The following is a 26,328-nucleotide window of genomic DNA, read 5'->3' as shown; positions in this document are numbered from 1 at the left end:
ACGAAGTCACGAGCGAGGGGCCACTTTTTTGTGGAGGAGCCTGCGACGGAGCAAAAAAGTGGTGCCTCGCGAGCCGGCGCCGAAGGCGCCCAATAAAAAGCAGCGCTGCATCGCCGAACGACGCCCACCCCACTCGCTGCGCTCACGACCCGGGTCGGTGGTGCTCGCCGTTCTCGCGACCCCGGTCGGTGGTGCTCGCGTCTCCGCGACCCCGGTGGGCTGAACGTGCCCCGCCCGCGACCCAGCCCGGGTTGTTGCGGGCTCCGCCCCACCCACGGCACCGTCCGACCACTCTCGCCGCGCCTGCGACTTCGGCCGCCCGCGCCGGCCGCGTCCTCGGTCCTGACGGGCCGCCCCCAGCCGCGCCGACGGCTCCGCCCGTGTCCGTCGAGCCCGACTCGCGAGCGTGCCGGCCCGCCGAAACCCCACCCCCACCCCCACCCCCACCCCCACTCCCGCCCGACCCCGCCCGCCCCCTCCGCGCCCCAAGGCGGGAGACCGAGTCGCCCGACCACCCGCGTTCGGAGCTGCCGGGGTCTTCCCCGGCTCGGGAGCTGGGCGGATTCGTCGTAGGCGTCTGTCAGGATGCCTGGTGTGGCGATGAACGATCCGGGTGTGGGCGGCGAGGAGGAGGGGCAGCTCACGCTTGGGGTCGAGGACGCGCGGCGGGCGGTGCGGGGGGCGCGGGGGCGTAGGGCGAAGGTCAATGCGGCGGCCGACTCGTTGCCGGTGGCGCGGGTCGTGGTGGACAAGGGGCTGGTGCACCTGGACCGGCTTTTCGACTATTCGGTGCCGGCCAAGCTGGCCGAGGTGGCCCAGCCCGGGGTGCGGGTGCGGGTGCGGTTCGGGGCCAAGGTCGTGGACGGCCGGCGGCAGGGCGGCGGGCTGATCGACGGGGTGATCGTCGAACGGGTCGAGCGCAGCACGTACGGCGGCCCGCTGGCGCCGTTGGCGAGCGTCACCTCGCCCGAGATCGTGCTCGCGCCGCCGATGATCGAATTGGCCCGTGCGGTCGCCGACCGGTACGCGGGAACCCTCGCCGACGTGGTCCAGATCGCCCTGCCCGCCCGGCACGCGCGCGCCGAGGCGGAGCCGTCGGGCGACCCCTTGATCCGGCCCGCGGCGCCGGCCCCCGGGCCTTGGACGCGCTATCCGGCCGGCGCCGCGCACCTGGCCGAGTTGGCCGCCGGCGAGTCGCCACGCACGGTGTGGACGGCGCTGCCCGGGCCGTACTGGCCGGACGAGATCGCCCGGGCGATGGCGGCGACCCTGGCCGGCGGCCGTGGCGCACTCGCGGTGGTCCCGGACGCCAAGTCGGTCGAGCGCGTGGACGCGGCGCTGACCGCCCTGCTCGGCCGGGGCCGGCACGTCGCGCTGACCTCGGGCCTGGGGCCGGAGGAGCGTTACCGACGCTGGTTGGCGATCAACCGCGGGAGCGTACGCGCGGTGGTCGGCACCCGGGCGGCGATGTTCGCGCCCGTGGTGGAACTGGGCCTGGCGCTGGTCTGGAACGACGGCGACGACTCGCACGCCGACCCGAACGCGCCCTACCCGCACGTGCGCGAGGTACTGGCGATGCGGGCCGCGCGCGAACACGCCGGGTTCACCGTCGGCGGGCACGCCACCACGGTCGAGGCCGCCCAATTGGTGCGCTCCGGGTGGGCCCGTCCGCTGGACGCCGGCCGCGCGGCGGTGCGCGCCGCGGCCCCGCTGGTACGCACCACCGGCAGCGATCTGGACCTGGCCCGGGACGAAGCCGCCCGCGCCGCACGGCTGCCGAGCCTGGCGTGGGACGTCGCCCGCAAGGCGCTGCAGACCGGCCCGGTGCTGGTCCAGGTCCCACGCCGGGGCTACCTGGTCCGCACCTCGTGTCTGCGCTGCCGCGAACCCGCGCGCTGCGCACACTGCTCGGGACCGCTCGAACTTCCGTCCGGAGACGGCGTGTTGACCTGCGGCTGGTGCACCCGGCCGGCGCCGCACTGGCACTGCCGGGTGTGCGGCGGCGATCGCATCCGGGCCGGTGTGATCGGCGCGCGTCGCACCGCGGAAGAACTCGGCCGGGCGTTTCCGACCGTGCCGGTGCGTACCTCCGGGCGGGACGCGATCCTGACCACCGTGCCGGACCTGCCCGCGCTGATCATCGCCACGCCCGGCGCCGAACCCGTCGCGCCCGGCGGCTACGCGGCGGCCCTGCTCCTGGACGGCTGGGCCCTGCTCACCCGACCCGACCTGCGAGCCGGCGAGCAGGCGCTGCGCCGCTGGCTGGACGCGGCGAGCCTGGTCCGGCCCGCGGGGGAGGGCGGCACGCTGGTGGTGGTCGCCGAGTCCACGCTGCGCCCGGTGCAGGCGCTGGTGCGCTGGGACCCGCAGGGGTACGCGCTGACCGAACTGGTCGAGCGGGCCGAATTGAACCTGCCGCCGGTGTCGCGGATGGCGTCGGTGACCGGTCCGCCGGCCGGCATCGCCGACTTCCTGGCGGTACTTCGGCTGCCCGATGGGGCCGACGTGCTGGGGCCGGTCCCGGTCCCGGTCGCACCGACCGCGCCGCGCACACCGGCCGCGCCGCCGCCCAGGGCCGACCCGCGCGCCGCCGAGACCCGCGCCGAACTCACCCGCGCCCTGTTCGGCGACACCCCGCCGCCGGACCGCCGGCAGCCCGCGCGCCCCGCCCCGCCGCCCCACCACGAACGTGTCCTGCTGCGCATCGAACCCGGCCGCGGCGCCGAGCTGGCCCACGCCCTCAAGGCGGCCCAAACCCTCCGCCTGGCCCGCGCCGCGAACGATCCGGTCCACATCAGGATCGACCCACCGGACATCGGCTGAGCCGCCCGCGGCGCGCGACGCGCACCGAGGCGGCCGAGCACGCCCGGCCGCCTCGACGGAACTCTCCTTCACCCGGGGACCCTCAGCCCCAGTGCGTGCGGCTCCCGCAGGACGCGGCCGACGGAGCGTCCGCGCAGCCCAGGGATTCGCGGGCGGCGGTGCGTTCGTCGAGCAGCGTGCCGGCCGCGTCGTAGGCGCGGATCCGGGTCGGCTCGGTGTCGCTGTTCGGCACGCTCGCGAGCCACACGCCGTTGCGTACCACCGCGCCCACCGTCGTCCCGTCGGGCAACTCGACCACGACCCGCGCCACCGCGCCGGTCGTACGGCCCCACCAGGTCGTCGAGGAGAGCAGGGCGATCCGAGGCGGTTCGACCGTGGGCGGCGTCCAGGCCAGGGTCCGGCGCACCTCGAACGCCCCGGCGAGCAGGCCGTCGGCGGCCTTCGGCGTCGGAAACTCCGGCAGGGACAGTTCGCCGTGGCATACGACCAGGCCCGGCTCGCCGGCCTTGCCCAGCACGAACGGGCGCAACTCGCCGTCCCCGACCAGCTCCCACGCGGTGAAGTACGGCTTGAACGCCGTGTCCGGCTCGCGTACCTGCCACAACTTCGGATCGGGCTTGGCCGAGGCACCGGGCGGTCGCGCACTCGATCCGGGCGGTGCGATCGACCCCTGCGTCGGCCACCCCGGGGGAGTCGCGGTCGATCCCGTCGGCAGGCCCTTCTCCGGCATCCGCGTCGGCATGTCGCCGGTGTACACCGCAGAGGCCGGCGGCGTGCCCGGCGCAGTGCCCGGCGGCGGGGTGTACCCCATGCTCGGCGGCGCGGCCGTCCCGGGCGCACCCGATCCCGGCGGCGGCATCGTCGGCGGTGGCGCGGTGAATCCGGTCGGCTGCGGCGGCGGGACGGCGGCCCGCCGTCCCTGTGCCAGACACGCCGTCAAGGTCCGGGTCGCCACGTCCCACGGCACCGGATCGCCCGGCTTCGCCATTTCCCTGGCCACGCCCTGGGCCGGATCCTGTCCGACCACCGGGCCGGCCGGCGTCGGATGTTGCGGGTCGCGCCACGGCTGCGCGGCCAGGATCGCGCCCGCGCACACCACGAGCACCGCCCCCGCCGCGACGCCCGGCAGCAGCGCCCGGGTCCGCGACGGCCGATCCGTGTCCAGCATCGCGAGCAACTCGCGCCTGCGTCGTTCGTGTCCCGGCAGTCGATCCTCGCCGTACGGGCTCACCGTGCCTCCTCGATGCCTCGGTACGTACTCGCGTGCACGCCCTCTTCGGCCAGCAGGCCGCCCAATCGTTTGCGCGCCCGGTGCATCCGCGCCTTGACCGTGCCCAGCGCGACGCCGAGGGCCGTCGCGGCCGCCTGCTGGTCCAGGCCGCCCCACACGCACAACTCCACGACGTCGCGCTCGTGTCGGGGCAGCCGCGCCACCGAGCGCCGCAACGCCCGTGCCGCGTGCTCCTCGTCGATCCGCCGGGCCACCTCGTCCGCATGGTCGGGGACGTCCCGAGGCAGCGGTACGCGCGCGGCCAGCGCCCGATAGCGCTTGAGCGCGCGGCGCCGGTTCGCGAGCGTGCGGTTGGCCGTACCCAGCAACCACGGCAGCGCGCTGTCCCGGTCGAAGGTCACCTCCGCGCGCCGGCGCCACGCGGTCAGGAACACCGCCGACGTCAGGTCCTCGGCCTCGGCTCCGTCCCCGATCCGCCGCAGCACATGCCCATACACCGCCCCCGCGTGTCGGTCGAACACCACCGCGAACGCATCGCGATCCCCCGCCCGGACCCGGGACCACAACACGTGATCCCCGTCCTCCTGCTCCTGATCCGTCGTCACACCCCGAGAGTGTTCGCCGCGCGCCCCGAGGTTGCCGCGCCCCGAGCCGATTCCCGGCCCGCCCCGAGCCCATTCGCTCCCGCACGCCCCGGGCCGCGACGCGTGCGGGGAGCGGGCCCGGCCGCTCAGTAGACTTGCCGCTCTCCGGTTCCGCTCGACCGGCGCCACCGCGCGGCCACCGCGCCGGAACGCCGCCGCGCGCCGGCGACACACTCGGCAGTACGTCCGATCACCGCCCGACCACCGATGGGGGAGCACACCCGTGGCAGTCCAGCCGATCCGCCTGTTCGGGGATCCCGTCCTGCGGAGCAAGGCCGACCCGGTCACCGTGTTCGACAAGGAGTTGCGGCGACTGGTCGCCGACCTCACCGACACGATGCGCGACGCGCCCGGCAGCGGCCTGGCCGCGCCGCAGATCGGGGTCGCCCTGCGGGTGTTCACCTACCAGGTGGACGGCGAGGTGGGACACCTGATCAACCCCGACCTGGACCTGTCCGAGGACGAACAGGACGGCCCCGAGGGCTGCCTGTCGCTGCCGGGCCTGCGCTACGACACCAAGCGCGCGTACGGCGTGGTCGCCAAGGGCTTCAACATGCACGGCGACCCCGTCACCATCGAGGGCACCCGACTGCTCTCGCGCTGCATCCAGCACGAGACCGACCATCTCGACGGCATCCTGTTCATCGACCGGCTCGACCGCGAGCAGCGCAAGGCCGCACTGCGTGCGCTGCGCGAGGCGGAGTGGGCCGGTCAGCCCGCCCCGCAGGTCAAGTTCTCCCCCCACGGCACCTTCGGGAAGGCCCTCTAAATCCCCATGCGCCTAGTCTTCGCCGGCACCCCCGAGGTCGCCGTACCCGCGCTCGAAGCCCTGCTGGAATCCCGGCACGAGGTGGTCGCCGTCGTCACCCGGCCGGACGCGCCCGCCGGCCGCGGTCGCAAGCTCGTCGCGAGCCCGGTGGCCGAGCGCGCCGCCGAGGCCGGGATCGAGATCCTGCGCCCGGCCAGGCCGCGCGAGCCGGAGTTCCTGGCCCGGCTCGCCGAGATCGCCCCCGACTGTTGCCCCGTGGTCGCCTACGGCGCGCTGCTGCCCAAGGCCGCGCTGGAGATCCCCGCCCAGGGCTGGGTCAACCTGCACTTCTCGCTGCTGCCCGCGTGGCGTGGCGCGGCGCCGGTACAACACGCGGTGCTGGCGGGCGACGACATCACCGGCGCGTGCACCTTCCTGATCGAGCAGGGCCTGGACTCGGGCCCGGTCTACGGGACGGTCACCGACGAGATCCGCCCCACCGACACCAGCGGCGACCTGCTGGAACGGCTGTCCCGGTCCGGCGCGCGCCTGCTCGTGGCGACCATGGACGGGATCGCCGACGGCAGCCTGGAGGCCCGCCCCCAGCCGCCGCACGGGGTCACCCTCGCGCCCAAGCTGACCGTCGAGGACGCCCGGGTCGACTTCACCGCACCCGCGCTGCGGGTGGACCGGGTGGTGCGCGGCTGTACACCCGCCCCCGGCGCGTGGACCACCTTCCGTGGCGAGCGCCTCAAGCTCGCCCCGGTCCGGCTGCGCGGCGGCGACAACGCGCTGGCCCCCGGCGAGATCGCGGTGGAGAAAAAGGTGGTCCGAGTGGGTACCGGCAGCCACGCGATCGAACTCACCCAGGTCCAGCCCCAGGGCAAACGCATGATGGCCGCCACCGACTGGGCCCGGGGCGCACACCCCGAGCCCGGTGAAACCCTCGGCACGAACTGAGCACCGTGACCAACGCCCCCGCCGCACGCCCCTACCGCCGCCCGCGTCCCGACGCCGCGCGGCTGGCCGCCTACGACGTCCTGCACGCGGTCGGCGAACGCGACGCGTACGCCAACCTGGTGCTGCCCGCGCTGCTGCGCGAACGCCGGATCATCCCGCGCGACGCCGCCTTCGCGACCGAGCTCGTGCACGGCACGCTGCGCCGCCAGGGCACCTACGACCGGATCGTGGCGGCCTGTACCGACCGGCCGATCAAGGAGATCGACCCGCCGGTGCTGGACGTGCTCGCGCTCGGCGTGCACCAGTTGCTGAGCATGCGCACCCCCGTCCACGCCGCCGTCTCGGCCACCGTGGAACTGGCCCGCGCGGTGCTCGGCGACGGCCGCGCCAAGTTCGTCAACGCGATCCTGCGCCGGGTCTCCAAGCAGGACCTGGACACCTGGCTGCGGCAGATCGCGCCGCCCTACGACGAGGACCCCGAGGGCCACCTCGCGGTCCTGCACTCGCACCCGCGCTGGATCGTGCAGGCCCTGTGGGACGCGCTGGGCGCGCGCGGCAACCCGCACGACCGCGCCGCGATGGAGGCGCTGCTGGCCGCCGACAACATCGCCCCGACGATCTCCCTGGTCGCCCGCCCGGGCCGGGTCGAACTCGCCGAACTGTACGAGGCCGGCGCCACCCCCGGCCGCTGGTCGCCGTACGCGGCCACCCTCCCCGAGGGCGACCCGGCCGGGATCAAGGCGATCCGCGACGGCCGGGCCGCGGTCCAGGACGAGGGCAGCCAACTGGTCGCCACCGCGCTGGCGAACGCGGAGGTCGAGGGCACCGAGAGCCGCTGGCTGGACCTGTGCGCGGGCCCCGGCGGCAAGGCCGGCCTGCTCGCCGCGATCGCCACCGGCCGCGACGTGTCGCTGCTCGCGGTCGAGCGCCGGCAGCACCGGGCCCGCCTGGTCCGCAACGCGATCGGCCACCTGACCCACCATCAGGTGATCACCGCCGACGGCACCCGGCCCGCGTGGCAGCCCGGCGGCTTCGACCGGGTGATCGCCGACGTACCGTGCAGCGGCCTGGGCGCGCTGCGCCGCCGACCCGAATCCCGCTGGCGCCGCAAGCCCGAGGACATCCCCGAACTGGGCGAGCTGCAACGCGCGTTGCTGCGCAGCGCGGTGGCCGCGGCCCGCCCCGGCGGGGTGATCGCGTACGTCACGTGCTCGCCGCATCCGGCGGAGACGCGCGTGGTGGTGGACGACGTGCTGCGCGCGGGCGAGGCCGAGCTGTTCGACGCCCGGCCGCTGTTCCCGGGTGTGCCGCACCTGGGCACCGGGCCGGACGTACAACTGTGGCCGCACCTGCACGGCACCGACGCGATGTACCTCGCGCTGCTTCGTCGTACCGGCTGAACCACTCATGGGCGCGCCGCGGATCACCCGCACGAATGGGGTGATACGCGGCTGAATCACTCCCAAGTGGGGCATAACGGCGTGGGTGGTCGTCACTCCGGGCTCGACCGCACCGGTCGCCCCTCGGATCGCAGGAAATCCGAGGGCGATCGCCGGTCGTCACCGCAGGAGCCGCCGTACCCATGTCCTCGCCCGCTCGCCGTGTTCCGCGTCCCGGTCCGCTCGCCCGCACGGGGGGAGCGGTGCGCGGCGAGTGGCGCAGGCTCACCGCGGTCCCGGTGCGCGAACTGCGCGCGCACGGCCTGCTGGCCATCCCGCTCACGGTGTGCACGGTGCTGCTGACCCTCGGCTTCTGGCTCGCCTGGCGCACCGCGTGGGGCGGCGACGTGGTGCGCGTGCTCGGCGGGGTGAGCGCGGGCATCCCGCTGCCGCTCGCGTTGTTGCGGACGCCGGTGTCGCTGTTCGTGCCCGCGCCCGACCTGCCGGTGTGGGGCGCGCTGATCCAGGTGCTGATCCTGTTCGGGCTGGCCGAACTCGACCTGGGTGCCCGCCGCACCCTGGTGATCGCCTACGTGGCCACGCTGTGCGGCACGCTGTCCGCGCGGGTGATGGTCGGGCTCGGCCCGGACCACCTGCTGGGCATCGACGCCCGGGACGGCGACATCCTGGACACCGGTCCCTCGGCCGCGGTGGCCGGCCTGGTGGTGTGCATCGCGATGGTGCGCCGTGCGCCGATCCTGTTCGTCGGCGTGTGGGCCCTGATGATTGCCGAGGTCGTGGTCAAACCGAACCTGGCCGGTCGCGAGCACATCGCGGCGATGACCGGCGTCACGGTGTGCACCGGCGTGTACCTGGCCCGGCAGCGCCGCCGTATCCGGCTCGACCGGGCCGGCGACCCTCCGGGCCGGCCGGACGGCGGCGACCACCCGCGACCGAAGGAAGTCGCCCGCGATCGCCGGTGATGTTCGCCGCCGATCCTCGGCGAGGATCCAGAGGAATCCGAGGAATCGGAGAGCCCCGAGGGCGCGAGGACCCGAGGATGCGAGGACCCGAGGACCCGAGGACCCTTGAAGGGTCGTCTCGTCTTCAAGTATCTTGATATCGAGATATACCGAACGCGGCTCGACCGGAAGGGCGGCCATGCCCATCGACTTCCACAGCGACGCCAACCGGCTCACCTACGCCCGGCGCACGGCCGGCGAGGAATGGGCGCGCGTGGTGCGCGAGTTGGTCCGGCCGGCCGGCGCGCGTGTGCTGGACGTGGGCTGCGGAGGCGGGGTGTACACGACGAAGTGGCTGGATCTGGGCGCGGCGAGCGCGGTCGGGGTGGACTTCTCCGCCGCGATCCTCTCCGGCGCCCGGGAGCGGGCGGGGCGGCGCCCCGGCCTGTCCTTCCACCAGGGCGACGCGTACGCCACCGGCCTGCCGGACGGCGCGGCCGACATCGTCTTCGAGCGGGCCCTGATCCACCACCTCGACGACCTGACCGGATGTTTTCGCGAGGCCCGCCGGCTGCTCGCGCCCGGCGGCACGCTGATCGTCCAGGACCGCACCCCGGCCGACGTCACCCGCCCCGGTTCGCCGACCCACCTGCGCGGCTGGTTCTTCGAGCGATACCCGGCCCTGCTGGGCATCGAAGCCGCCCGCCGACCCATCGCGGCGGCGGTCGAGGCGGCGCTGCACGCGGCCGGCTTCGGTGCCGTGCGCACCAGCGCGCTGACCGAGACCCGCCGCGAGTACGCCGACGCCCACGAGGTGGCCGCCGACCTGCGCGCCCGCACCGGCCGCTCGATCCTGCACGACCTCACCGACCCCGAACTCGACGACCTGGCCGCCTACATCCAGGCCCGGCTGCCCACCGGGGGCCCCATCCACGAAACCGACCACTGGACCCTCTGGTCGACCACCCGCGAACCGAAGGCAAAGGGCCTCCCGCCCCGGCGAGGACGACGAGAGGCCCAATCCATTCACTCATTGTGACGAAGCTCGCGCGGCCCCGGGGACTCCACCCGAGCCCGAAATCCGCCGCCCGACTACCCAATGCAACGGGCGGGCACGCGGAACCCGTCCGCCCTAGTGAGCGCAGCGCTCCGCGGCCCCCGTCGCCAACGCGCGCAACCGGTCCACCGCCGCACCCGGATCGCGCCCGTCGAACACCGCCGACCCGGCCACGAACACGTCCGCGCCGGCCTCCGCGCACATCTCGATGGTCTTCGCGGACACCCCGCCGTCCACCTGGAGCCACATCTGCAGGCCGTGCTTGGCGATCAACTGCCGGGTCCGGCGGATCTTGGGCAGCATGATGTCCAGGAAGCTCTGCCCGCCGAAGCCCGGCTCGACGGTCATCACCAGGAGCATGTCCAGCTCCGGCAGCAGGTCCTCGTACGGCTCGATCGGGGTGGCCGGCCGCAGGGCCATCGACGCCCGTGCGCCCTTGGCCCGCAGGTCCCGGGCGAGCTTGACCGGGGCGGTCGCGGCCTCGACGTGGAAGGTCACGCTGCCCGCGCCGGCTTCCGCGTAGGCGGGCGCCCAACGGTCCGGGTCCTCGATCATCAGGTGCATGTCGATGGGCGTTTCGGTGGCCTTGATCAGGCTCTCGACCACGGGCAGGCCGATGGTCAGGTTCGGGACGAAGTGGTTGTCCATGACATCCACGTGGAGCCAGTCGGCGTTGCGCACCTGCGCGACCTCGTCGGCGAGGCGGGCGAAGTCGGCGGACAGGATGCTCGGATTGATCTGCACGGTCATGCGCACAGAATCTCATCGTCGGGACAGTCCTTCGGCACCGCCTCGACCGTCGAGCTGACGATACGTCAGATCATCCACACCGCAGTCGCGTTCGGATATACGAACGCACCGTGACGGACGGCACAGGTTGGCCAAGGTCAACGTTGTCGGCCGCCGTGGCACACTTCGAGGTGTACGAAAGTCACGTACGCGCGCTCCGGGGTCGGTGAAAATCCGAACCGGCGGTTACAGTCCGCGACCCGGTCGATGCCCCACAGCACGTGGAGCGACGGCCGGCTGAACCGGTGGAATTCCGGTACCGACGGTTAAAGTCCGGATGGGAGGCAGCGCGCGGCGAGCGACTGCGGCATGTCCGCGTACCCACGGTGCGCCGACATCCCCGCCCGTCGATTCGTCGTGCCGTCCTGCCCGGAAACACCCCGGTGCCCCGCGTCGCAACGCGAGGAGGCACGAGGTGCAGGGCAACACCGTCCCGCCGGTCGACGAGGCCACCGCGATGCGCCGCGCCGTCGCCCTGGCAAGCCGCGCCCTCGGTCACACCAGCCCCAATCCCGTGGTCGGCTGCGTCGTGCTCGGCCCCGACGACACCGTGGTCGGCGAGGGCTTCCACACCCGCGCCGGCGCCCCGCACGCCGAGGTCGAGGCACTGCGCGCGGCCGGATCCGCGGCCCGCGGCGGCACCGCGTTCGTCACCCTCGAACCCTGCTCGCACACCGGCCGCACCGGCCCTTGCACCCAGGCCCTGATCGACGCCGGCATCCGCCGGGTGCGCTACGCGGTCGCCGACCCCAACCCGGCCGCGGCCGGCGGCGGCGCGGTGCTGCGCGCGGCGGGCATCGACGCCGAGGGCGGCCTGCTCGCCGCCGAGGCCGAGGCGGGCAACCGGGCCTGGCTGACCGCGACCCGACTCGGCCGCCCGCACGTGACCTGGAAGTACGCCGCCACCCTGGACGGGCGCAGCGCCGCCGACGACGGCAGCAGCCGCTGGATCACCTCCGCGGCCTCGCGCGCCGACGTACACACCCTGCGGGCGAGCGTGGACGCGGTGCTGGCCGGCTCCGGCACGCTGCTCGCCGACGATCCGCACCTGGCCGTGCGCGACGTGCCCGGCGCCCGGCAACCGCTGCGGGTGGTCGTGGACACGCACGCACGCACCCCGGCGACCGCCCGGGTCCTGGACGACGCGGCACCCACCCTGATCGCGGTCGGCCCCGACGCGGACGCCGACCACCTGCCCCGGGCCGTCGTACTGCGCGTACCACGCGCGGAGACCGGCCTGGACCTGCCCGCGCTGCTGAAGGAGTTGTACGCGCGCGACGTGCGCGCCGTGCTGCTCGAAGGCGGCCCCACCCTCGCCGGCGCGTTCGCCGCGGCCGGCCTGATCGACACCGTCGTGGGTTATCTCGCCCCGGCCCTGCTCGGCGCCGGACCCACCGCCCTGGGCCCGGCCGGAATCGGCACCATCTCCGAGGCGTTGCGACTGGACGTCGAAGACGTCGCCCGCCTCGGCACCGACATTCGCATCACCGCCCGCACCCGGCCGGAATCCGCCGGCCGAACGAAGGAGTCCTGACGCATGTTCACCGGAATCGTTGAGGAACTCGGCGAGATCGTGGCCATCGAGCGACTGACCGACTCGGCCCGGATCACCATCCGCGGCCCGGTCGTCACCACCGGTGCCCGGCACGGCGACTCGATCGCCGTCAACGGGGTGTGTCTGACCGTCGTGGACGACAAGGTCGACCCGGCCGAGGCCACCTTCACCGCGGACGTGATGCAGGAGACGCTGGACAAGTCGAGCCTGGGCGCGCTGACCACCGGCGCGCGGGTCAACCTGGAACGCCCGATGGTGCTCGGCGGGCGACTGGGCGGCCACCTCGTCCAGGGTCACGTCGACGGCACCGGCGAGATCCTCGCCCGCACCCCCGGCGAGGAGTGGGAGATCGTCGAGATCGCGCTGCCCGCGCACCTGGCCCGCTACGTCGTGGACAAGGGCTCGATCACCGTGGACGGGATCAGTCTCACCGTCGTGCGGGCACACGACGCGAGCTTCACCGTCAGCCTGATCCCGACCACGCTCGCGCTGACCACGCTCGGCGTCAAGACGGTCGGCGACCCGGTCAACCTCGAAGTCGACATCATCGCCAAGTACGTCGAACGGCTGGGCACGCACGGGCCCGGTACACAGGTGAGGGCATCGTGATCGGCTGGCTCAACGACGCCGCGTTCACCGTCGCCGACAAGCCGGTGCCGTGGTCCGACCTGCTCGGCCAGATCGCGTCGCTGGCCACCGTGGGGCTCGCGCTGCGCCGCAACCTGTGGGCGTGGCCCGTGCAGATCCTCGGCGCGGCCCTGCTGATCGCCGCCAACACCTCGGTGCACCTGGGCGGCAGCGCGATGCGCAACGTCGTCATCATCCTCGCGGCCGCCTACGGCTGGTGGCGCTGGGCCCGCGGGCGGCGCGACAGCGGCGAGGTGGAGATCCGCTTCGGGACCGGGTACGAGCGCATCGCACTGGTCGTGCTGATGGCGGCCGGCACCGTCGGCTTCGCGCTGCTGCTCGAACACACCGGCATCTCGTGGGCGCCGTGGCCGGACGCGTACATCTTCGTCGGCTCGGTCGTGGCGATGCTCGCCCAGGCCCGCGGCCTGTTCGAGTTCTGGCTGGTGTGGATCGCGGTCGACATGGTCGGCGTACCGCTGGCCTGGCAGCACGGCCTGGTGTTCAGCGGACTGGTCTACGGCGTCTTCTTCGTGATGTGCGTCGCCGGACTCGTCGACTGGTGGAACCGCTCCCGGCGGTACCGGGACAAGGGGGCTGCCCGCGTGGCAGATCGGCACCTGGAAGGGGCAACGGCGTGAAGACCAGCAGAGAAACCACCGACATCGAGGTGCCGGCGCAGAAGGCGGCACCGGACGAACTGGTGCTCGACACGATCGAGGACGCGATCAAGGCGATGGCCGCCGGCGAGGCGATCGTGGTCGTCGACGACGAGGACCGGGAGAACGAGGGCGACCTGATCTTCGCCGGCGAGTTGGCCACGCAGGCGCTGATGGCGTTCATGATCCGCTACTCCTCGGGCGTGGTCTGCGTGCCGATGCGCGGCGCCGACCTGGACCGGCTCAAGCTGCCGCCGATGACCGCCGTCAACGAGGACCGCAAGGGCACCGCGTACTCGGTCTCGGTGGACGCCAAGGACGGCGTGGACACCGGCATCTCGGCGGCCGACCGTACGCACACCGTGCGCCTGTTGGCCGACCCGAACACGTCGGCCACCGAGCTGACCCGACCCGGCCACATCTTCCCGCTGCGCGCGGTCGAGGGCGGCGTGCTGGTGCGCCCCGGACACACCGAGGCGGCCGTGGACCTGGCCGAGCTGGCCGGCCTGGCCCCGGTCGGGGTGATCTGCGAGGTGGTCAACGACGACGGCACGATGGCCCGGCTGCCGCAACTGGTCCCGTTCGCGCGCGAACACGGCCTCAAGATCGTCACCATCGCCGACCTGATCGCCTACCGCCGGCGCACCGAACGCACCATCGAGCGGGCCGCCGAGACCCGGCTGCCCACCGAGCACGGCACCTTCCGGGCGATCGGCTACCGCAGCACCGCCGACGGCGTCGAGCACATCGCGCTGGTGGCCGGCGACATCGGCGACGGCGAGGACGTGCTGGTGCGGGTGCACTCCGAGTGCCTGACCGGCGACGTGTTCGGCTCGCTGCGCTGCGACTGCGGTCCGCAGCTGGAGGCCGCGCTGGAGCGGGTCACCACCGAGGGCCGGGGCGTGGTGTTGTACATGCGCGGCCACGAGGGTCGCGGCATCGGGCTGATCCACAAGCTCCAGGCGTACCAACTCCAGGACGCCGGCCACGACACCGTGGACGCCAACCTGGAACTGGGCCTGCCCGCCGACGCCCGCGACTACGGCACCGGCGCGCAGATCCTGGTCGACCTGGGTGTGCGCTCGATGCGGCTGCTCACCAACAACCCGGCCAAGCGGGCCGGCCTGGAGGGCTACGGCCTGGAGATCACCGGCCGGGTCGCGCTGCCGGTGCACGCGACCGCGGACAACCTGCGCTACCTGCTCACCAAGCGCGACCGGATGGGGCACGACCTGCCCTGGCTGGACCCCACCGACGAGGCCGCGACCGCGCCCTCGGTCGGCGAGGTCGCCGACGTCGTCGACGCGAAGGGCCACGCGGTCAGCACCGCCTGACCGGGCCCGACCTCACCCGTACCGGTGAAACGCGCGCGGCGCCGTCCCCGCCGCGCCGATAGGTTCGACCTGCTCGACGCGGCGGAATCGATCCGCGGAATTCGATCCGCGGAAGTTCGATCCGCGGAAGTTCGATCCGCAGCACTCCACCACCGCATCCAGGCTTCCAGCCGTTCCAGCCGAAGGACACCGACAGACATGAGTGGCGCAGGAGCCCCGAAACTGACCGTCGAGGGCTGCCGTGACCTGCGCGTGGGCGTGGTCGCCGCGCAGTGGCACACCACCGTGATGGACGGGCTCGTGGACGGGGCCCTCAAGGCCCTGAGCGAGCTGGGCATCACCGAACCCACGCTGATCCGCGCTCCCGGCGCGTTCGAACTGCCCGTGCTGGCCAAGGCGCTGGCCGGGCGCGGCTACGACGCGGTGATCGCGCTCGGCGTGGTCATCCGCGGCGGCACCCCGCACTTCGAGTACGTGTGCTCGGCCGCCACCGACGGCCTGACCCGGGTCGCGCTGGACACCGGCGTGCCGATCGGCTTCGGGGTGCTCACCTGCGACACCGAGGAGCAGGCCCTGGACCGGGCCGGCCTGTCCGGCTCGCACGAGGACAAGGGCCGCGAAGCGGTGGAGGCGGCCGTCGCGACGGCGATGGCGTTGCGTACGCTCTCCGAACCGTGGCGTTCGGCCTGATCGGTCGCACCGACCGGGCGTTCACCCGCCACGTCACCCACAACCACGCGATGGGCACCATGAAGACGTTTGAACAGCTTTTCGACGAGCTGCGGGCCAAGGCCGCCTCGGGCCAGGAGGGCTCGCGCACGGTCGAACTCGTCACCGCCGGCGTGCACACGATCGGCAAGAAGGTCGTCGAGGAGGCCGCCGAAGTGTGGATGGCCGCCGAGCACGAGGGCGCCGACCGCACCGCCGAGGAGATCTCCCAGCTCCTCTACCACCTCCAGGTGATGATGGTCGCTCGCGGCATCTCGCTGGAGGACGTATACGCTCACCTGTGACGGCCGCCGTCTCCGGCCCGTGGCCCGGGCCGGGGACGCCGCCGTACCCGCAACCTCGTTCGGCACTTCCCGAAGGGTCATTTCATGCTGCGCATCGCCGTCCCCAACAAGGGTTCCCTCTCCGAGCCTGCGTCGGCGATGCTCCATGAGGCCGGCTACCGCCAGCGCAAGCACTCCAAGGAACTGGTCCTCACCGACCCCGACAACAACGTCGAGTTCTTCTTCCTGCGCCCGCGCGACATCGCCATCTACGTCGGCTCCGGCCGGCTCGACGCCGGCATCACCGGGCGCGACCTGCTGATGGACTCGGGCGCCGAGGCCGAGGAGATCCTGCAACTGGGGCTGGCCCAGGCCACCTTCCGCTACGCCGCGCCCGCCGCGCTGGCACGCGAGCTGGCCGGGCAGGGCAAGAAGGGCCTGGCCGGGCTGCGGGTGGCGTCCTCCTACATCGGGATCGTCGAGCGCGACTTCGCCGAGCACGACATCGAGGCCGCCGCGCTGGTCAAGCTGGACGGCGCGGTGGAGACCGCGATCCAGCTCGGCGTCGCGGACGTGATCGCCGACGTCGTGGAAACCGGCACCACGCTCGCGCAGGCGGGCCTGGAGGTGTTCGGCGAGCCGATCCTGCGCTCGGAGGCGGTGCTCATCCGGCGCGCCGGCGCGGAGAGCTCGCCCGCGCTGGAACAACTGGTGCGCCGGCTGCGGGGCGTCCTGGTCGCACGCAGCTACGTGATGATGGACTACGACATCCGGGTCGAGCGGGTGGAGGCGGCGGTCACGCTGACCCCGGGCCTGGAGTCGCCCACGGTCAGCCCGCTGCACAACGAGGGCTGGGTCGCGGTGCGCGCCATGGTCCCGCGCAAGAACGCCCAGCAGATCATGGACGACCTGTGGGAGATCGGCGCCCGCGCGATCCTGGTCACCGGCATCCACGCCTGCCGCCTCTGAACCCGATCGGTCCGTCACCGCGTGCGGTGGCGGACCGATCACCTCTCTCACCCCGGAGAACCGTTCCGCCATGAGCACCCCCACCCCCGCCGCCGACCTCCCGCGCACCTGGTACGCCCGGCGCAGTCGGCTCATCACCGCCGTGCTCGGCGTGGTCATCCTGGTCGGGCTCTGCGTGCTCGCGGTGATGTTGCCGGAAAAGGGCGGTTGGGGATTCGGCTCGCGGCTCGGCGTCGCGTGCACCGGGGTGCTCGGACTCGCCGCGATGATCATGCTCGGCCGGCCGAAGGTGGTCGCGGCGGCGGGCGGGGTGACCGTGGTCAACCTGCTGCGCACCACCCATCTGGAGTGGGCCCAGGTCGTCCGGGTCTACCTGCGCCAGGGCGACCCCTGGGTCTACATCGACATGTCCAACGGGGACACCCTGCCGGTGATGGGCATCCAGACCTCCAACGGCAAGGCCGAGGCGATCACCGCCGCGCGCGAGCTGCGCTCCCTGGCGGAGAAGTACGGCACCGCCCCGAGCACGGCGTAGTAGGCCCCGTCCCGCGCGCTACGGCCTGGGCACGTTGCGCAGGTTCGACCGGGCCATCTGGACCATCCGGCCGACGCCGCCGCTGAGGACCGTGCGGCCCGCGCTGAGCGCGAAGCCCTGGATCTGCTCGGCGGTGACCTTGGGCGGGATGGACAGCGCGTTCGGGTCGGTGACGATGTCGACCAGCGCCGGGCCCTTGTGCGCGAACGCGTCCCGCAACGCGCCGCGGACCTGCTTCGGCTTTTCCACCCGCACCCCGAACGCACCCGCCGCCCGGGCGATCGCGGCGAAGTCCGGGTTCTTGTTCGTCGTCCCGAACGGTTCGAGCCCCGCCACCATCATCTCCAACTCGACCATGCCCAGCGACGAGTTGTCGAACAGCACGATCTTCACCGGCAACTCGGACTGCACCAGGGTCAACAGATCACCCATCAGCATCGAGAAGCCGCCGTCGCCGGAGATCGACACGACCTGTCGGCCCAGGTCCAGGAACTGCGCGCCGATCGCCTGCGGCAGCGCGTTGGCCATCGAGCCGTGCGAGAACGAACCGATGACCCGACGCCGCCCGTTCGGGGTCAGGTAGCGCGCTGCCCACACGTTGCACATGCCGGTGTCGACGGTGAAGATCGCGTCGTCGGCGGCCTCCTCGTCCAGGATCGAGGCGACGTACTCCGGGTGGATGGGCACATGCCTGTCCACCTTGCGGGTGTACGCCTTCACCACTCCCTCCAGGGCGTCCGCGTGCTTCTTGAGCATGCGATCCAGGAAGCGACGGTCGGTCTTCTCGCGCACCATCGGGGTCAGCGCGCGCAGCGTCTCGCGCACGTCCCCCCACACCGCGAGGTCCAGCTTGGTCCGTCGACCCAGGTGCGCGGGCCGGACGTCCACCTGCACCGTGGACACGTCCTGCGGCAGGAACGCGTTGTAGGGGAAATCGGTGCCCAGCAGGATCAGCAGATCCGCCTCGTGCATCGCCTCGTAGGCGGCGCCGTAGCCCAGCAGACCCGACATGCCCACGTCGAACGGATTGTCGTACTGGATGTGTTCCTTGCCGCGCAGCGCGTGCCCCACCGGCGCGTTGACCCGGTCGGCGAACGCCATCACCTCCTCGTGCGCGCCCGCCGTGCCCGCGCCGCAGAACAGGGTGACCCGCTCGGCCTCGTCGATCATCCGGGTCAACGTGGCCAGGTCCGCGTCACCGGGGCGCACCGCCGGCAGCGACGTGGGCAGCGCGACCTGGTACGTCCGCTCCGGCGCGGGGCGGTCCGCCACATCGCCCGGAAGGGTGACCACCGACACCCCGCCCAGGCCCACCGCGTGCTGGATCGCCGACTGGAGCACCCGGGGCATCTGCTCGGGCGTGCCGATCATCTCGCTGTAGTGGCTGCACTCGACGAACAGGCGTTCGGGATGCGTCTCCTGGAAGAACGCGGTGCCGATCTCGCCGCTGGGGATGTGCGACGCGAGTGCCAGCACCGGCGCGTGCGAGCGGTGCGCGTCGAACAGGCCGTTGATCAGGTGCAGGTTGCCCGGGCCGCAACTGCCCGCACAGGCGGCCAGCCGACCGGTGAGCTGCGCCTCGGCGCCGGCGGCGAACGCGGCCACCTCCTCGTGCCGCACATGCACCCAGTCGATCGCGGCGTTGCGCCGAACGGCGTCCACGATCGGGTTGAGGCTGTCGCCCACCACGCCGTACAGCCGACGCACGCCGGCATGGGCGAGGATGTCCACGAACTGCTCGGCGACGCTCTGCTTGGCCACGGGAGACCCTTTCGTCCTGCTCGACCGGCGGCCGGGCGCGTGCTGCCGCGCTCGCCCCTCGGCGGACAAACGACGACCGGATCAGCCCTACCCGCGCGCCGCCCGGCTATCCCCGGCCGTCCGCCAGATCCCCGTACGCCTGGAACAGGTCGGACAGGCGCAGCGTGGTCAACTCGGCCAGATCCGGCCCCTCCGGCAGCTCCACCAGGCGCACGTCGCGATACATACAGCACTTCTCGTACAGGGTGCGCACGAAGCGGGCGTTGCCCAACTCGTCGATCCAGCCCTGCTCGCGCACGTGGCCGGTGATGCTGCGCAGCTCGGCCGCCGCGTCCTCGTCCCACGCGTCGCCGCCGGCGGCCGCCATCACCTCGGCGATCCGGGCCAGGTCCTCGGCGCCGTAGGAGGGGAACTCGACCCGGGTGGTGAACCGCGACATCAGGCCCGGATTCGAGGTGAGCAGCCGATCCATGCCCTCCGGGTAGCCGGCCAGGATGATCACCAGCCGGTCCCGGTCGTCCTCGGCCCGCTTGAGCAGCACTTGGAGCGCCTCGTCGCCGTACGCGTCGCCCTTGGAGTAGCCCACGTTGGTCAGGCCGTACGCCTCGTCCACGAACAACACGCCGCCCAGCGCCGAGTCGATCAACTCGCTGGTCTTGACCGCGGTCTGGCCCAGGTACTCGCCGACCAGGTCGGAGCGCTGCGCCTCGACCAGACGGTCGCTTTCCAGCAGGCCCAGTGCGGCGAAGACCCGGCCGAGCAGCCGGGCGACGGTGGTCTTGCCGGTGCCGGAGGGGCCGGAGAAGACGAAGTGCCGCTTGGGGGCCTGTGCGGGCAGGCCCTGGGCCTCGCGCAATCGGGCCATCCGCATCTGCGCGGACAACGCGCGCACCTGCCGCTTGACCGGCTCCAGGCCGACCATCGACTCCAGTTCGGCCAGTACCAGGGCGAGTTCCTCGGGCGCGGCGGCCGGGCGCATCGGCGCGGATCGGCCGGCCGCGCGCACGTCCGCGTCGGGCTGCGGGTCGAGGTCGGCCTCGTCCGGGATCGGGTCCGGCTCGCGCTCGACCTCGGCGGCGGGCGGTGGGCCGGCGGGTGGGGGAGCGGTCGCGGGTATCGGCGGCAACACGTCCGGGAGCGGGCCCCGGCCGACCACGGGACCGGCCAGGCGTGCGGTCATCCCGCCGTACTCGTCGAGCGGTTCGCCGGCCGCCAGCGAGGACAACCGCGCGGCCGTGTCCATGAACGAGGGGTCCGCCTGGTGCACGGCTCGATACAGCGGCAACGCGGCCGGGGTGCGGCCGGTCTCCTCGTACGCGCGGGCGAGCCAGTAGCGCAGCTCCTTGCGCTGCGGGTGCTCCGAGCGGCAGCGCACCAGGGCGGTGGCGAGCACCTGTTCGGCCTTGGCGTACAGACCCAGGCGGACCCGGGCCATGCCGGCGAACAGGCCCGCCTCCACGCCCAGCAGCGCGTCGTCGTCCAGGCCCGCGGTGTGCCGGAGCAGTTGTTGCCAGTCCTTGCCCAGGTAGGCGCGGCAGGCGAGGAGGAAGCGGGTGGCCGCGTCCTGGTCGGCGGGCGGGCACAGGGCCAGCGCGGCGTCCAGCTCGGGCAGGTGGCGCCCGTCCAACCAGTGCGAGGCGTGCGCGAGCGCCAGGTCGCGCGGGGTCTCCAGGACCAGTTGCACCCACCAGCCCAGCCAGTACCAGGAGTTGAGTGGCCGGCCGTATTTCGCGCGTTGCTCGCCGAAGCGTTCTCGATGGGTGTGCATGGCCACCACGGCGGTGGCCACCTCCACCTTGAGCGCATGCAGCCCCAGCCAGGCGTCGGCCATGCCCGGGTCGGCCTCGACCGCGGCCCGGAACTGCACCTCCGCCTGGCCGTATTCGCCGGCGACGTAGGCGTCCATGCCGCGCAACCAGGCCAGTTCGGCCGGACTTCCGGTGCGTGCGCCACGTTCGGTCTGTCCCACGGTGGACCCCCCTTCCCCCGGCCGGTCCTCTCCGCGTGCCCGTGTCCCCGAGGGGACTTCGAGAGGATGTCGGCCCGCTGCCGATGAATCCCGGTGCGTCCATTCCGCCCGATCGGCGACGCCCCTTAGAGCCTCTCCCGTTCCGCTGCCCGTCACGCCGACTCGCCGGCGGTCACGGATGGTGTCCGCGCCGCCACGCGTTCGTCCCCGCGCATCGTACCGAGCGGGACCCGGCAATCCGAGGGGCGAACGGTATTTGGGGTGGTGAGGTGTGCCCTCGGTGGCGAACGGGAGGGTACCCGGGGACCCGAACGCCCCGGGGGCGGGCGCCGATCCGAGCGGCGCGAGACGAGGAAGCCCCCGGTCGCGGGGGAACGACCGGAGGCTTCGTCTCGACGCGGGGCCGGGGGAGGAATCGGCCTTCCGTCGGACCGCAAGCTATGGCGATCCGGACACAACGGTCAAGCACGCCACGCCGGGAAATCTCCGGACGCAATGCGAACTCCCCTGAACGGTCGACGGATCGGGGATCGTGCGCCCCGCGCACTCCGGGAGTGCACTGCCCGCACGCTCTCCGCGATGCTGACGCGCTCGTGTTCGTGACGCTACGGTCGGTGGATGGGCAACCTCGGGGACGCGGGCGGAACGGCAACCGGGGGCGAACCACCGCTTCGTCCCGGTGACAAGAGTGGCGGCGGGAGCGGCAGCGCGCGAGCGGTGGTGGCCGGCGCGGCCCCGCGCCGGCTGCCGCCGCGGCGCCGCAAGGCGGTGGGCGGCGGGGCGAGCGCACCCGAGCCGACCTCGGTGCCGCAGGCCCGGGTCGCGGGGGCGTCGACGGCGTGGGACGCGGGCGAGGACCCGCACCCGGCGTCGGGTTCGGCCGGGGGGTCGACCGGCGCCCTGGCTCCGGCGGCTCCCGCACCGGCGAAGGTCCCGCGCCCGGCCGGCCGGCCGATCGTGGAAACCGCGGTCGGGCTCGCGGGTCGACTCGCCCAGGCCGCGTCGGACGCCAAGTACCGCAGCGACCTGATGCGCGACCTGCTGACCGGACGCGGCACCGACCTCACCGGCTGGACCGCGTTGCCCGGCGGCCCGTTGCTGGTCGTGGTCGCCGAGGCCGACCCGGCCGCGGCGGGCGGCGACGCGCGGGCCGTCCGAGCCGGGCAGGAGGCACTGGCCCTGGCCTGGTCCACCGCGCTCGCCGCCCGGGCGCCCGAGGCGGCCGTCGCGGCGTATCCGCGCGAGGTGGTCGCCCTGCTCGGCGCGCCCGACGACGGGCAATCCGCCCGGCTGGTGGCCGAACTCGCGGCGGTGGTGCACGCGGAGTGCGCCGGCGTGATCCGCTCGTTCACCACCGGCATCAGCCGACCGGCGCACTCGCTGGACGCGTTGCCGACCGCGTACGAGCAGGCCCGGCGTGCGGTGGCGGCGGGCCGGCGCATCCATGGGCCCGGCGCGGTGGCGGACTTCGATCGACTGGGGGTCTTTCGGCTGCTGAGCCTGATCCCGGATCCGAGCGAGCTGGACCGCTTCGCGCGCGAGGCGCTGCGATCGTTGGCCCATCCGCGCGATCCGGAGGCGGCGGACCTGCGGAACACGTTGCAGGCACTGCTGGACACCAACCTCAACGTCGCCGAGACCGCGCGCCGGCTCTACGTGCACTACAACACGTTGCGATACCGGATCACCAAGCTGGAGCGGTTGTTGGGACCGTTCACCCAGGATCCGCATCTGCGGTTGAATCTGATGATCGCGCTGCAGATCGTGCGCATGCAAGGCGGCTGAGAGCGCCCGCAGTTGCCGCCCGTCGGGCGCCCGTCGCGTGGCCGGCCCGGTTCGTGCGCACGCGAGCGGCGCGCCGGCGACGGGTCTGCTTGACTGTGCACGATATTCGGGCACGGCGTGGTGTGGGGAGTGGGCATGGGTGCGCTGGATGGCGTCAAGGTGGTCGAGCTGGCCGGGATCGGACCCGGACCGTTCGTCGGAATGATGTTGGCCGACGCGGGCGCCGAGATCGTTCGGGTCGATCGGCCCGGCGGCGCGACGATGCCCTCGATGGTGGTCGGGCGCGGGCGGCTGGGCACGCTGGAGGTCGACCTCAAGGATCCGGCCGCGCGGGACTCGGTGCTGCGCCTGATCGCCGGCGCCGACGTGCTCGTCGAGGGCTTCCGCCCGGGTGTCGCCGAGCGGCTCGGCCTGGGGCCGGACGTCTGTCTGGAGCGCAACCCCGCCCTCGTCTACGCCCGGATGACCGGCTGGGGGCAACACGGGCCGCTCGCGCCGCGGGCCGGGCACGACATCAACTACATCTCCATCTCCGGGGTGTTGCACTCCTTCGCGCGCACCGGCGAGCGCCCGGTGCCGCCGCTGAACCTGGTCGGGGACTACGGTGGCGGTGCGATGTTCTGCGCGTTCGGCATCCTCGCCGCGCTCGTGGCCGCGCGCACGTCCGGACGCGGCCAGGTCGTCGACGCGGCGATGACGGACGGCTCGGCGCTGCTCAGCGCGTTCATCCACGGCATGCGCGGGCTCGGCGGCTGGGCGGGCGAGCCGGGGAGCAACCTGCTCGACACCGGTGCGCCCTTCTACGACGTGTACACCACCGCCGACGGCCGGCACCTCGCCGTCGGTGCGATCGAACCGCAGTTCTACGCCCTGCTGTTGGCCGGACTCGGGCTCGCCGACGAGGAACTCCCGGAGCAGATGGACCGGGCCGGCTGGCCGCTCCTGCGCGAGCGGTTCGCCGCGGTGATCGCCGGTCGCACCCGGGACGAGTGGGCGGCGCTCTTCGAGCCGCTGGACGCGTGCGTGACGCCGGTGCTGACCTGGGAGGAGGCCGCCGAGCACCCGCACAACCGGGCCCGGGAGACCTTCGTCCACCCCGACGGCATGCTGCAACCCGCCCCCGCGCCGCGCCTGTCCGACACCCCGTCGACCGCCGGCGTCGCCTCGGACCGCATCGACCCCGCGATCCTCGAAGCCTGGGGTCTCGCCCCGGAAGAAGCCAAGAACCTGACCCAGGGCACCTGACCCGACAAGCCTCGCGCGGGGCCGCGAGGCCCCGCTCGGCGACCCGTGGCACCCCGGCCACATCGGCCCGCAAGGCAGCGGGTGGTGCGGGCGGAAACCCCCGCCCAAGCCACCCCCCCGGCCCACCCCAAGCCGGACCGCAACAGCGAATCATGGCACGCCCCATCGACCCGTGCCCGAAATTCCGCAACAAATGTTTCACCGCGTAGCGATCTCTCTACCATCGGTAGCCGCTGCTGCCGACCCACGCGAGGAACCATGGACACCACCGCACTCACCAGCCCCCTCGACGGGGCCTCCCTCCCGCGCCCCCGCGCAACCCCCACCGACGATCACATCGCGCGGCTGCTCGGCGAGACCGCTCCGGTACGGCAGCGCGTGCTCCGCCACACGGTCTACCGGGATCTCACCGACATCACCGCGATCCGGGTGTTCATGGAGCATCACGTGTTCGCCGTCTGGGACTTCATGTCCCTGCTCAAGAGCCTGCAACGGCGCCTGACCTGCGTCGAGATCCCCTGGGTGCCGCGCGGGGACGCGGAGATCCGGCGCATGGTCAACGAGATCGTGCTCGGCGAGGAGAGCGACACCACCTCGCTGGGCCCGCTCAGCCACTTCGAGCTCTACCTCGCCGCGATGGACGCCGCCGGCGCCGACACCCGCCCGGCCCGCCGCTTCCTGGGCCTGCTCGTCGACGCGGTCCCGGTGCCCGAGGCGGTCGCCGCGTGCGGCGCGCCCGCCGGTGCCGCCGCGTTCGTGACGCGAACCTGGCAGGTGGTCGAACACGCCCCGCTGCACTGCATCGCCGCGTCCTTCGCGCTCGGCCGCGAGGAACTCATCCCGCGCATGTTCGACCACCTCACCGCGCTGGACGACGGGTACGAGGGCCGGCTCGCGGTGTTCGGCGAATACCTGGCCCGGCACATCGAGGTGGACGGCGACGAGCACGGCCCGATGGCGCTGCGGCTGCTCGACCAACTGTGCGCCGCCACCGCCGACCCGGCCCGTGCGTGGCGGGAGAGCGCCGGCACCGTCACCGTCTCGCTGCGCGCCCGCGCCGACCTGTGGGACGCGGTCCGCGCGGCGATCGACGCGAATCGTTCTGCGGCCTGCTGATCCGGTTCCGACCGCCCGGAGCCGTGTGACGTGTCATATGTTGGGCGCGTGACCCACGACGCAGCCCTCTACCCCACAGACCGCCTCGGCCGCGCCCAGAAGGCAGCAGCCGACGCGGGACTGGACGCCCTGCTCATCTCGCCCGGCGCCGACCTGCGCTATCTCACCGGCTACGAGGCACTCCCGCTGGAGCGCCTGACCTGCCTGGTGGTGCCCGTCGGCGCCGATCCCTTCCTGGTCGTACCCGGCCTCGAGAAGCCCGCCGCCCTCGCGTCACCCGCGGGAGCGCTCGGCATCGACGTGGTCGGCTGGGCCGAGACCGACGACCCGTACGCGCTGATCGCCGACCGACTGCCCGCGGGCGTGACCCGGGTCGGCCTGGACAACCACATGTGGGCGGAGAAGGTGCTCGCCTTCCGCGCCGCCCTGCCCGCCGCCGAACAGTCGCTCGCCGGCGACGTGTTGCGCGAGCTGCGGATGCGCAAGTCCGCCGCCGAGGTGGCCGCGCTGCGCCGGGCCGGCGCCGCGATCGACCGGGTGCACGCCCGGGTGGGCGACTGGCTCCGGGCCGGCCGTACCGAGCGCGAGGTCGGCGCGGACATCGCCGACGCGATCATCGCCGAGGGCCACGTCCGAGTGGACTTCGTGATCGTCGGGTCCGGCCCGAACGCCGCGAGTCCGCACCACGAGCTGTCCGACCGGGTGATCGAGACCGGCGACGTGGTCGTGGTCGACATCGGCGGCACCACCGAGGACGGCTACTGCTCGGACGAGACCCGCACCTACAGCATCGGCGAGCCGCCCGCCGAGTTCCGCCGCTACTACGACGTGCTGGAGCGCGCCCAGGCCGCCCAACTGGCCGCGGTGCGACCGGGGTTGACCTGCGAGGCGCTCGACGCGGTCGGCCGCGACATCATCACCGAGGCGGGCTACGGCGAGTACTTCATCCACCGCACCGGCCACGGCATCGGCCTGGAGAGCCACGAGGAGCCGTACATCGTCGCGGGCAACAGCCTGCCCCTGGAGCCGGGCATGGCGTTCTCGATCGAGCCCGGGATCTACCTCCCGGGCACGCACGGCGCCCGGATCGAGGACATCGTGGTCTGCGGCGAGGAAGCCGGCGACCCGATGAACCTGCGCCCGCACGGCCTGGTCGTGTTGTAGCCGGGTGCGGCGGTCGACCCGCCC

23 protein-coding genes and 1 riboswitch are annotated in these 26,328 nt (G+C 73.2%); of the genes, 18 read left to right on the top strand and 5 right to left on the bottom strand.

The genetic code is table 11. The features are described from left to right. Positions 1 to 600: 600 nt before the first annotated feature. Complete coding sequence (locus ACFXMF_RS34245) at positions 601 to 2,823, top strand: primosomal protein N' (RefSeq protein WP_379989682.1); 2,223 nt, start codon at positions 601 to 603, stop codon at positions 2,821 to 2,823. 82 nt (positions 2,824 to 2,905) lie between these two features. On the opposite strand, the gene ACFXMF_RS34240 is transcribed toward ACFXMF_RS34245, so the two are convergent. Both ACFXMF_RS34240 and ACFXMF_RS34235 read right to left on the bottom strand, forming a co-directional pair. After that, a complete protein-coding gene (locus tag ACFXMF_RS34240; RefSeq protein ID WP_379989681.1) occupies positions 2,906 to 4,054 on the bottom strand; it encodes a hypothetical protein in 1,149 nt (382 codons plus the stop codon). Further along, positions 4,051 to 4,659: a sigma-70 family RNA polymerase sigma factor gene (locus tag ACFXMF_RS34235; RefSeq protein WP_360318498.1), complete on the bottom strand. Its 609-nt coding sequence runs from the start codon at positions 4,657 to 4,659 to the stop codon at positions 4,051 to 4,053. The genes ACFXMF_RS34240 and ACFXMF_RS34235 overlap by 4 nt, the downstream gene beginning before the upstream one ends. Before the next feature lie 262 nt (positions 4,660 to 4,921). Between ACFXMF_RS34235 and def the strand changes: the two genes are divergently transcribed. The 5 genes from def to ACFXMF_RS34210 all read left to right on the top strand — a co-directional run bounded on the left by def (position 4,922) and on the right by ACFXMF_RS34210 (position 9,786). Continuing rightward, positions 4,922 to 5,467, top strand: a complete 546-nt coding sequence (gene def / locus ACFXMF_RS34230) for a peptide deformylase (protein WP_360318501.1) — start codon at positions 4,922 to 4,924, stop codon at positions 5,465 to 5,467. Positions 5,468 to 5,473: 6 nt separating this feature from the next. Then, positions 5,474 to 6,406, top strand: coding sequence for a methionyl-tRNA formyltransferase (gene fmt, locus ACFXMF_RS34225; RefSeq protein WP_360318504.1), 933 nt, complete (start codon positions 5,474 to 5,476; stop codon positions 6,404 to 6,406). Continuing rightward, entirely contained in the window at positions 6,403 to 7,806 is a 1,404-nt protein-coding gene (locus ACFXMF_RS34220; RefSeq protein WP_379989684.1) for an RsmB/NOP family class I SAM-dependent RNA methyltransferase, read from the top strand. Before fmt ends, ACFXMF_RS34220 begins: the two co-directional genes overlap by 4 nt. A gap of 182 nt (positions 7,807 to 7,988) precedes the next feature. Next, on the top strand, positions 7,989 to 8,768 hold the full coding sequence (locus ACFXMF_RS34215; RefSeq protein ID WP_379989680.1) for a hypothetical protein: 780 nt from the start codon (positions 7,989 to 7,991) through the stop codon (positions 8,766 to 8,768). Positions 8,769 to 8,946: 178 nt separating this feature from the next. Next, positions 8,947 to 9,786 (top strand): class I SAM-dependent methyltransferase, encoded by an 840-nt coding sequence (locus ACFXMF_RS34210; RefSeq protein ID WP_379989679.1) that lies wholly within the window; start codon positions 8,947 to 8,949, stop codon positions 9,784 to 9,786. A 93-nt stretch (positions 9,787 to 9,879) separates the two neighbouring features. On the opposite strand, the gene rpe is transcribed toward ACFXMF_RS34210, so the two are convergent. Next, positions 9,880 to 10,554, bottom strand: a complete 675-nt coding sequence (rpe, locus tag ACFXMF_RS34205; protein WP_360318515.1) for a ribulose-phosphate 3-epimerase — start codon at positions 10,552 to 10,554, stop codon at positions 9,880 to 9,882. A gap of 187 nt (positions 10,555 to 10,741) precedes the next feature. Continuing rightward, a riboswitch (FMN riboswitch) is annotated at positions 10,742 to 10,888 on the top strand. Between the two features lie 120 nt (positions 10,889 to 11,008). On the opposite strand from rpe, the gene ribD reads away from it, so the two are divergent. From ribD to ACFXMF_RS34165, 8 genes are all read left to right on the top strand, one after another. Continuing rightward, the gene (gene ribD / locus ACFXMF_RS34200; RefSeq protein WP_379989678.1) at positions 11,009 to 12,127 is read left to right on the top strand and encodes a bifunctional diaminohydroxyphosphoribosylaminopyrimidine deaminase/5-amino-6-(5-phosphoribosylamino)uracil reductase RibD; all 1,119 of its coding nucleotides are present in this window, start codon (positions 11,009 to 11,011) and stop codon (positions 12,125 to 12,127) included. 3 nt (positions 12,128 to 12,130) lie between these two features. Further along, the gene (locus tag ACFXMF_RS34195) at positions 12,131 to 12,757 is read left to right on the top strand and encodes a riboflavin synthase (RefSeq protein ID WP_360318517.1); all 627 of its coding nucleotides are present in this window, start codon (positions 12,131 to 12,133) and stop codon (positions 12,755 to 12,757) included. Further along, positions 12,754 to 13,416: a nicotinamide mononucleotide transporter family protein gene (locus tag ACFXMF_RS34190; RefSeq protein WP_360318519.1), complete on the top strand. Its 663-nt coding sequence runs from the start codon at positions 12,754 to 12,756 to the stop codon at positions 13,414 to 13,416. The genes ACFXMF_RS34195 and ACFXMF_RS34190 overlap by 4 nt, the downstream gene beginning before the upstream one ends. Further along, positions 13,413 to 14,768, top strand: a complete 1,356-nt coding sequence (locus tag ACFXMF_RS34185) for a bifunctional 3,4-dihydroxy-2-butanone-4-phosphate synthase/GTP cyclohydrolase II (RefSeq protein WP_360318521.1) — start codon at positions 13,413 to 13,415, stop codon at positions 14,766 to 14,768. The genes ACFXMF_RS34190 and ACFXMF_RS34185 overlap by 4 nt, the downstream gene beginning before the upstream one ends. A gap of 198 nt (positions 14,769 to 14,966) precedes the next feature. Next, positions 14,967 to 15,458 (top strand): 6,7-dimethyl-8-ribityllumazine synthase, encoded by a 492-nt coding sequence (gene ribH, locus ACFXMF_RS34180; RefSeq protein WP_360318523.1) that lies wholly within the window; start codon positions 14,967 to 14,969, stop codon positions 15,456 to 15,458. Positions 15,459 to 15,517: 59 nt separating this feature from the next. Beyond that, positions 15,518 to 15,781 carry a phosphoribosyl-ATP diphosphatase gene (locus tag ACFXMF_RS34175; RefSeq protein WP_379989683.1) on the top strand — a complete coding sequence of 88 codons (264 nt, stop codon included), beginning with the start codon at positions 15,518 to 15,520 and terminating at the stop codon, positions 15,779 to 15,781. 84 nt (positions 15,782 to 15,865) lie between these two features. Further along, entirely contained in the window at positions 15,866 to 16,729 is an 864-nt protein-coding gene (gene hisG / locus ACFXMF_RS34170; protein WP_360318525.1) for an ATP phosphoribosyltransferase, read from the top strand. Positions 16,730 to 16,799: 70 nt separating this feature from the next. Next, complete coding sequence (locus ACFXMF_RS34165) at positions 16,800 to 17,264, top strand: PH domain-containing protein (protein ID WP_379989677.1); 465 nt, start codon at positions 16,800 to 16,802, stop codon at positions 17,262 to 17,264. Positions 17,265 to 17,282: 18 nt separating this feature from the next. On the opposite strand, the gene ACFXMF_RS34160 is transcribed toward ACFXMF_RS34165, so the two are convergent. Further along, positions 17,283 to 19,025: a pyruvate dehydrogenase gene (locus ACFXMF_RS34160; protein ID WP_379989676.1), complete on the bottom strand. Its 1,743-nt coding sequence runs from the start codon at positions 19,023 to 19,025 to the stop codon at positions 17,283 to 17,285. A gap of 106 nt (positions 19,026 to 19,131) precedes the next feature. Further along, positions 19,132 to 20,931, bottom strand: coding sequence for an AAA family ATPase (locus tag ACFXMF_RS34155; protein WP_360318675.1), 1,800 nt, complete (start codon positions 20,929 to 20,931; stop codon positions 19,132 to 19,134). 681 nt (positions 20,932 to 21,612) lie between these two features. Here ACFXMF_RS34155 and ACFXMF_RS34150 point away from each other — a divergent pair. The 4 genes from ACFXMF_RS34150 (at position 21,613) to ACFXMF_RS34135 (ending at position 26,304) form a co-directional block, all read left to right on the top strand. Beyond that, positions 21,613 to 22,779 (top strand): PucR family transcriptional regulator, encoded by a 1,167-nt coding sequence (locus ACFXMF_RS34150; protein WP_379989675.1) that lies wholly within the window; start codon positions 21,613 to 21,615, stop codon positions 22,777 to 22,779. Positions 22,780 to 22,914: 135 nt separating this feature from the next. Continuing rightward, positions 22,915 to 24,024, top strand: a complete 1,110-nt coding sequence (locus ACFXMF_RS34145) for a CaiB/BaiF CoA transferase family protein (RefSeq protein ID WP_379989674.1) — start codon at positions 22,915 to 22,917, stop codon at positions 24,022 to 24,024. Positions 24,025 to 24,282: 258 nt separating this feature from the next. After that, a complete protein-coding gene (locus ACFXMF_RS34140; RefSeq protein ID WP_360318536.1) occupies positions 24,283 to 25,140 on the top strand; it encodes a DUF3050 domain-containing protein in 858 nt (285 codons plus the stop codon). 48 nt (positions 25,141 to 25,188) lie between these two features. After that, the gene (locus ACFXMF_RS34135) at positions 25,189 to 26,304 is read left to right on the top strand and encodes a Xaa-Pro peptidase family protein (protein ID WP_360318538.1); all 1,116 of its coding nucleotides are present in this window, start codon (positions 25,189 to 25,191) and stop codon (positions 26,302 to 26,304) included. The last annotated feature ends 24 nt before the right edge of the window (positions 26,305 to 26,328 follow it).

The sequence above is a fragment of the Embleya sp. NPDC059213 genome, assembly GCF_042754445.1.
In the GTDB taxonomy this organism is placed as follows: Bacteria; Actinomycetota; Actinomycetes; order Streptomycetales; family Streptomycetaceae; genus Embleya.
The sequence above is the reverse complement of the archived record's forward strand: the minus strand, read 5'-3'. Positions and strand labels throughout refer to the sequence as shown.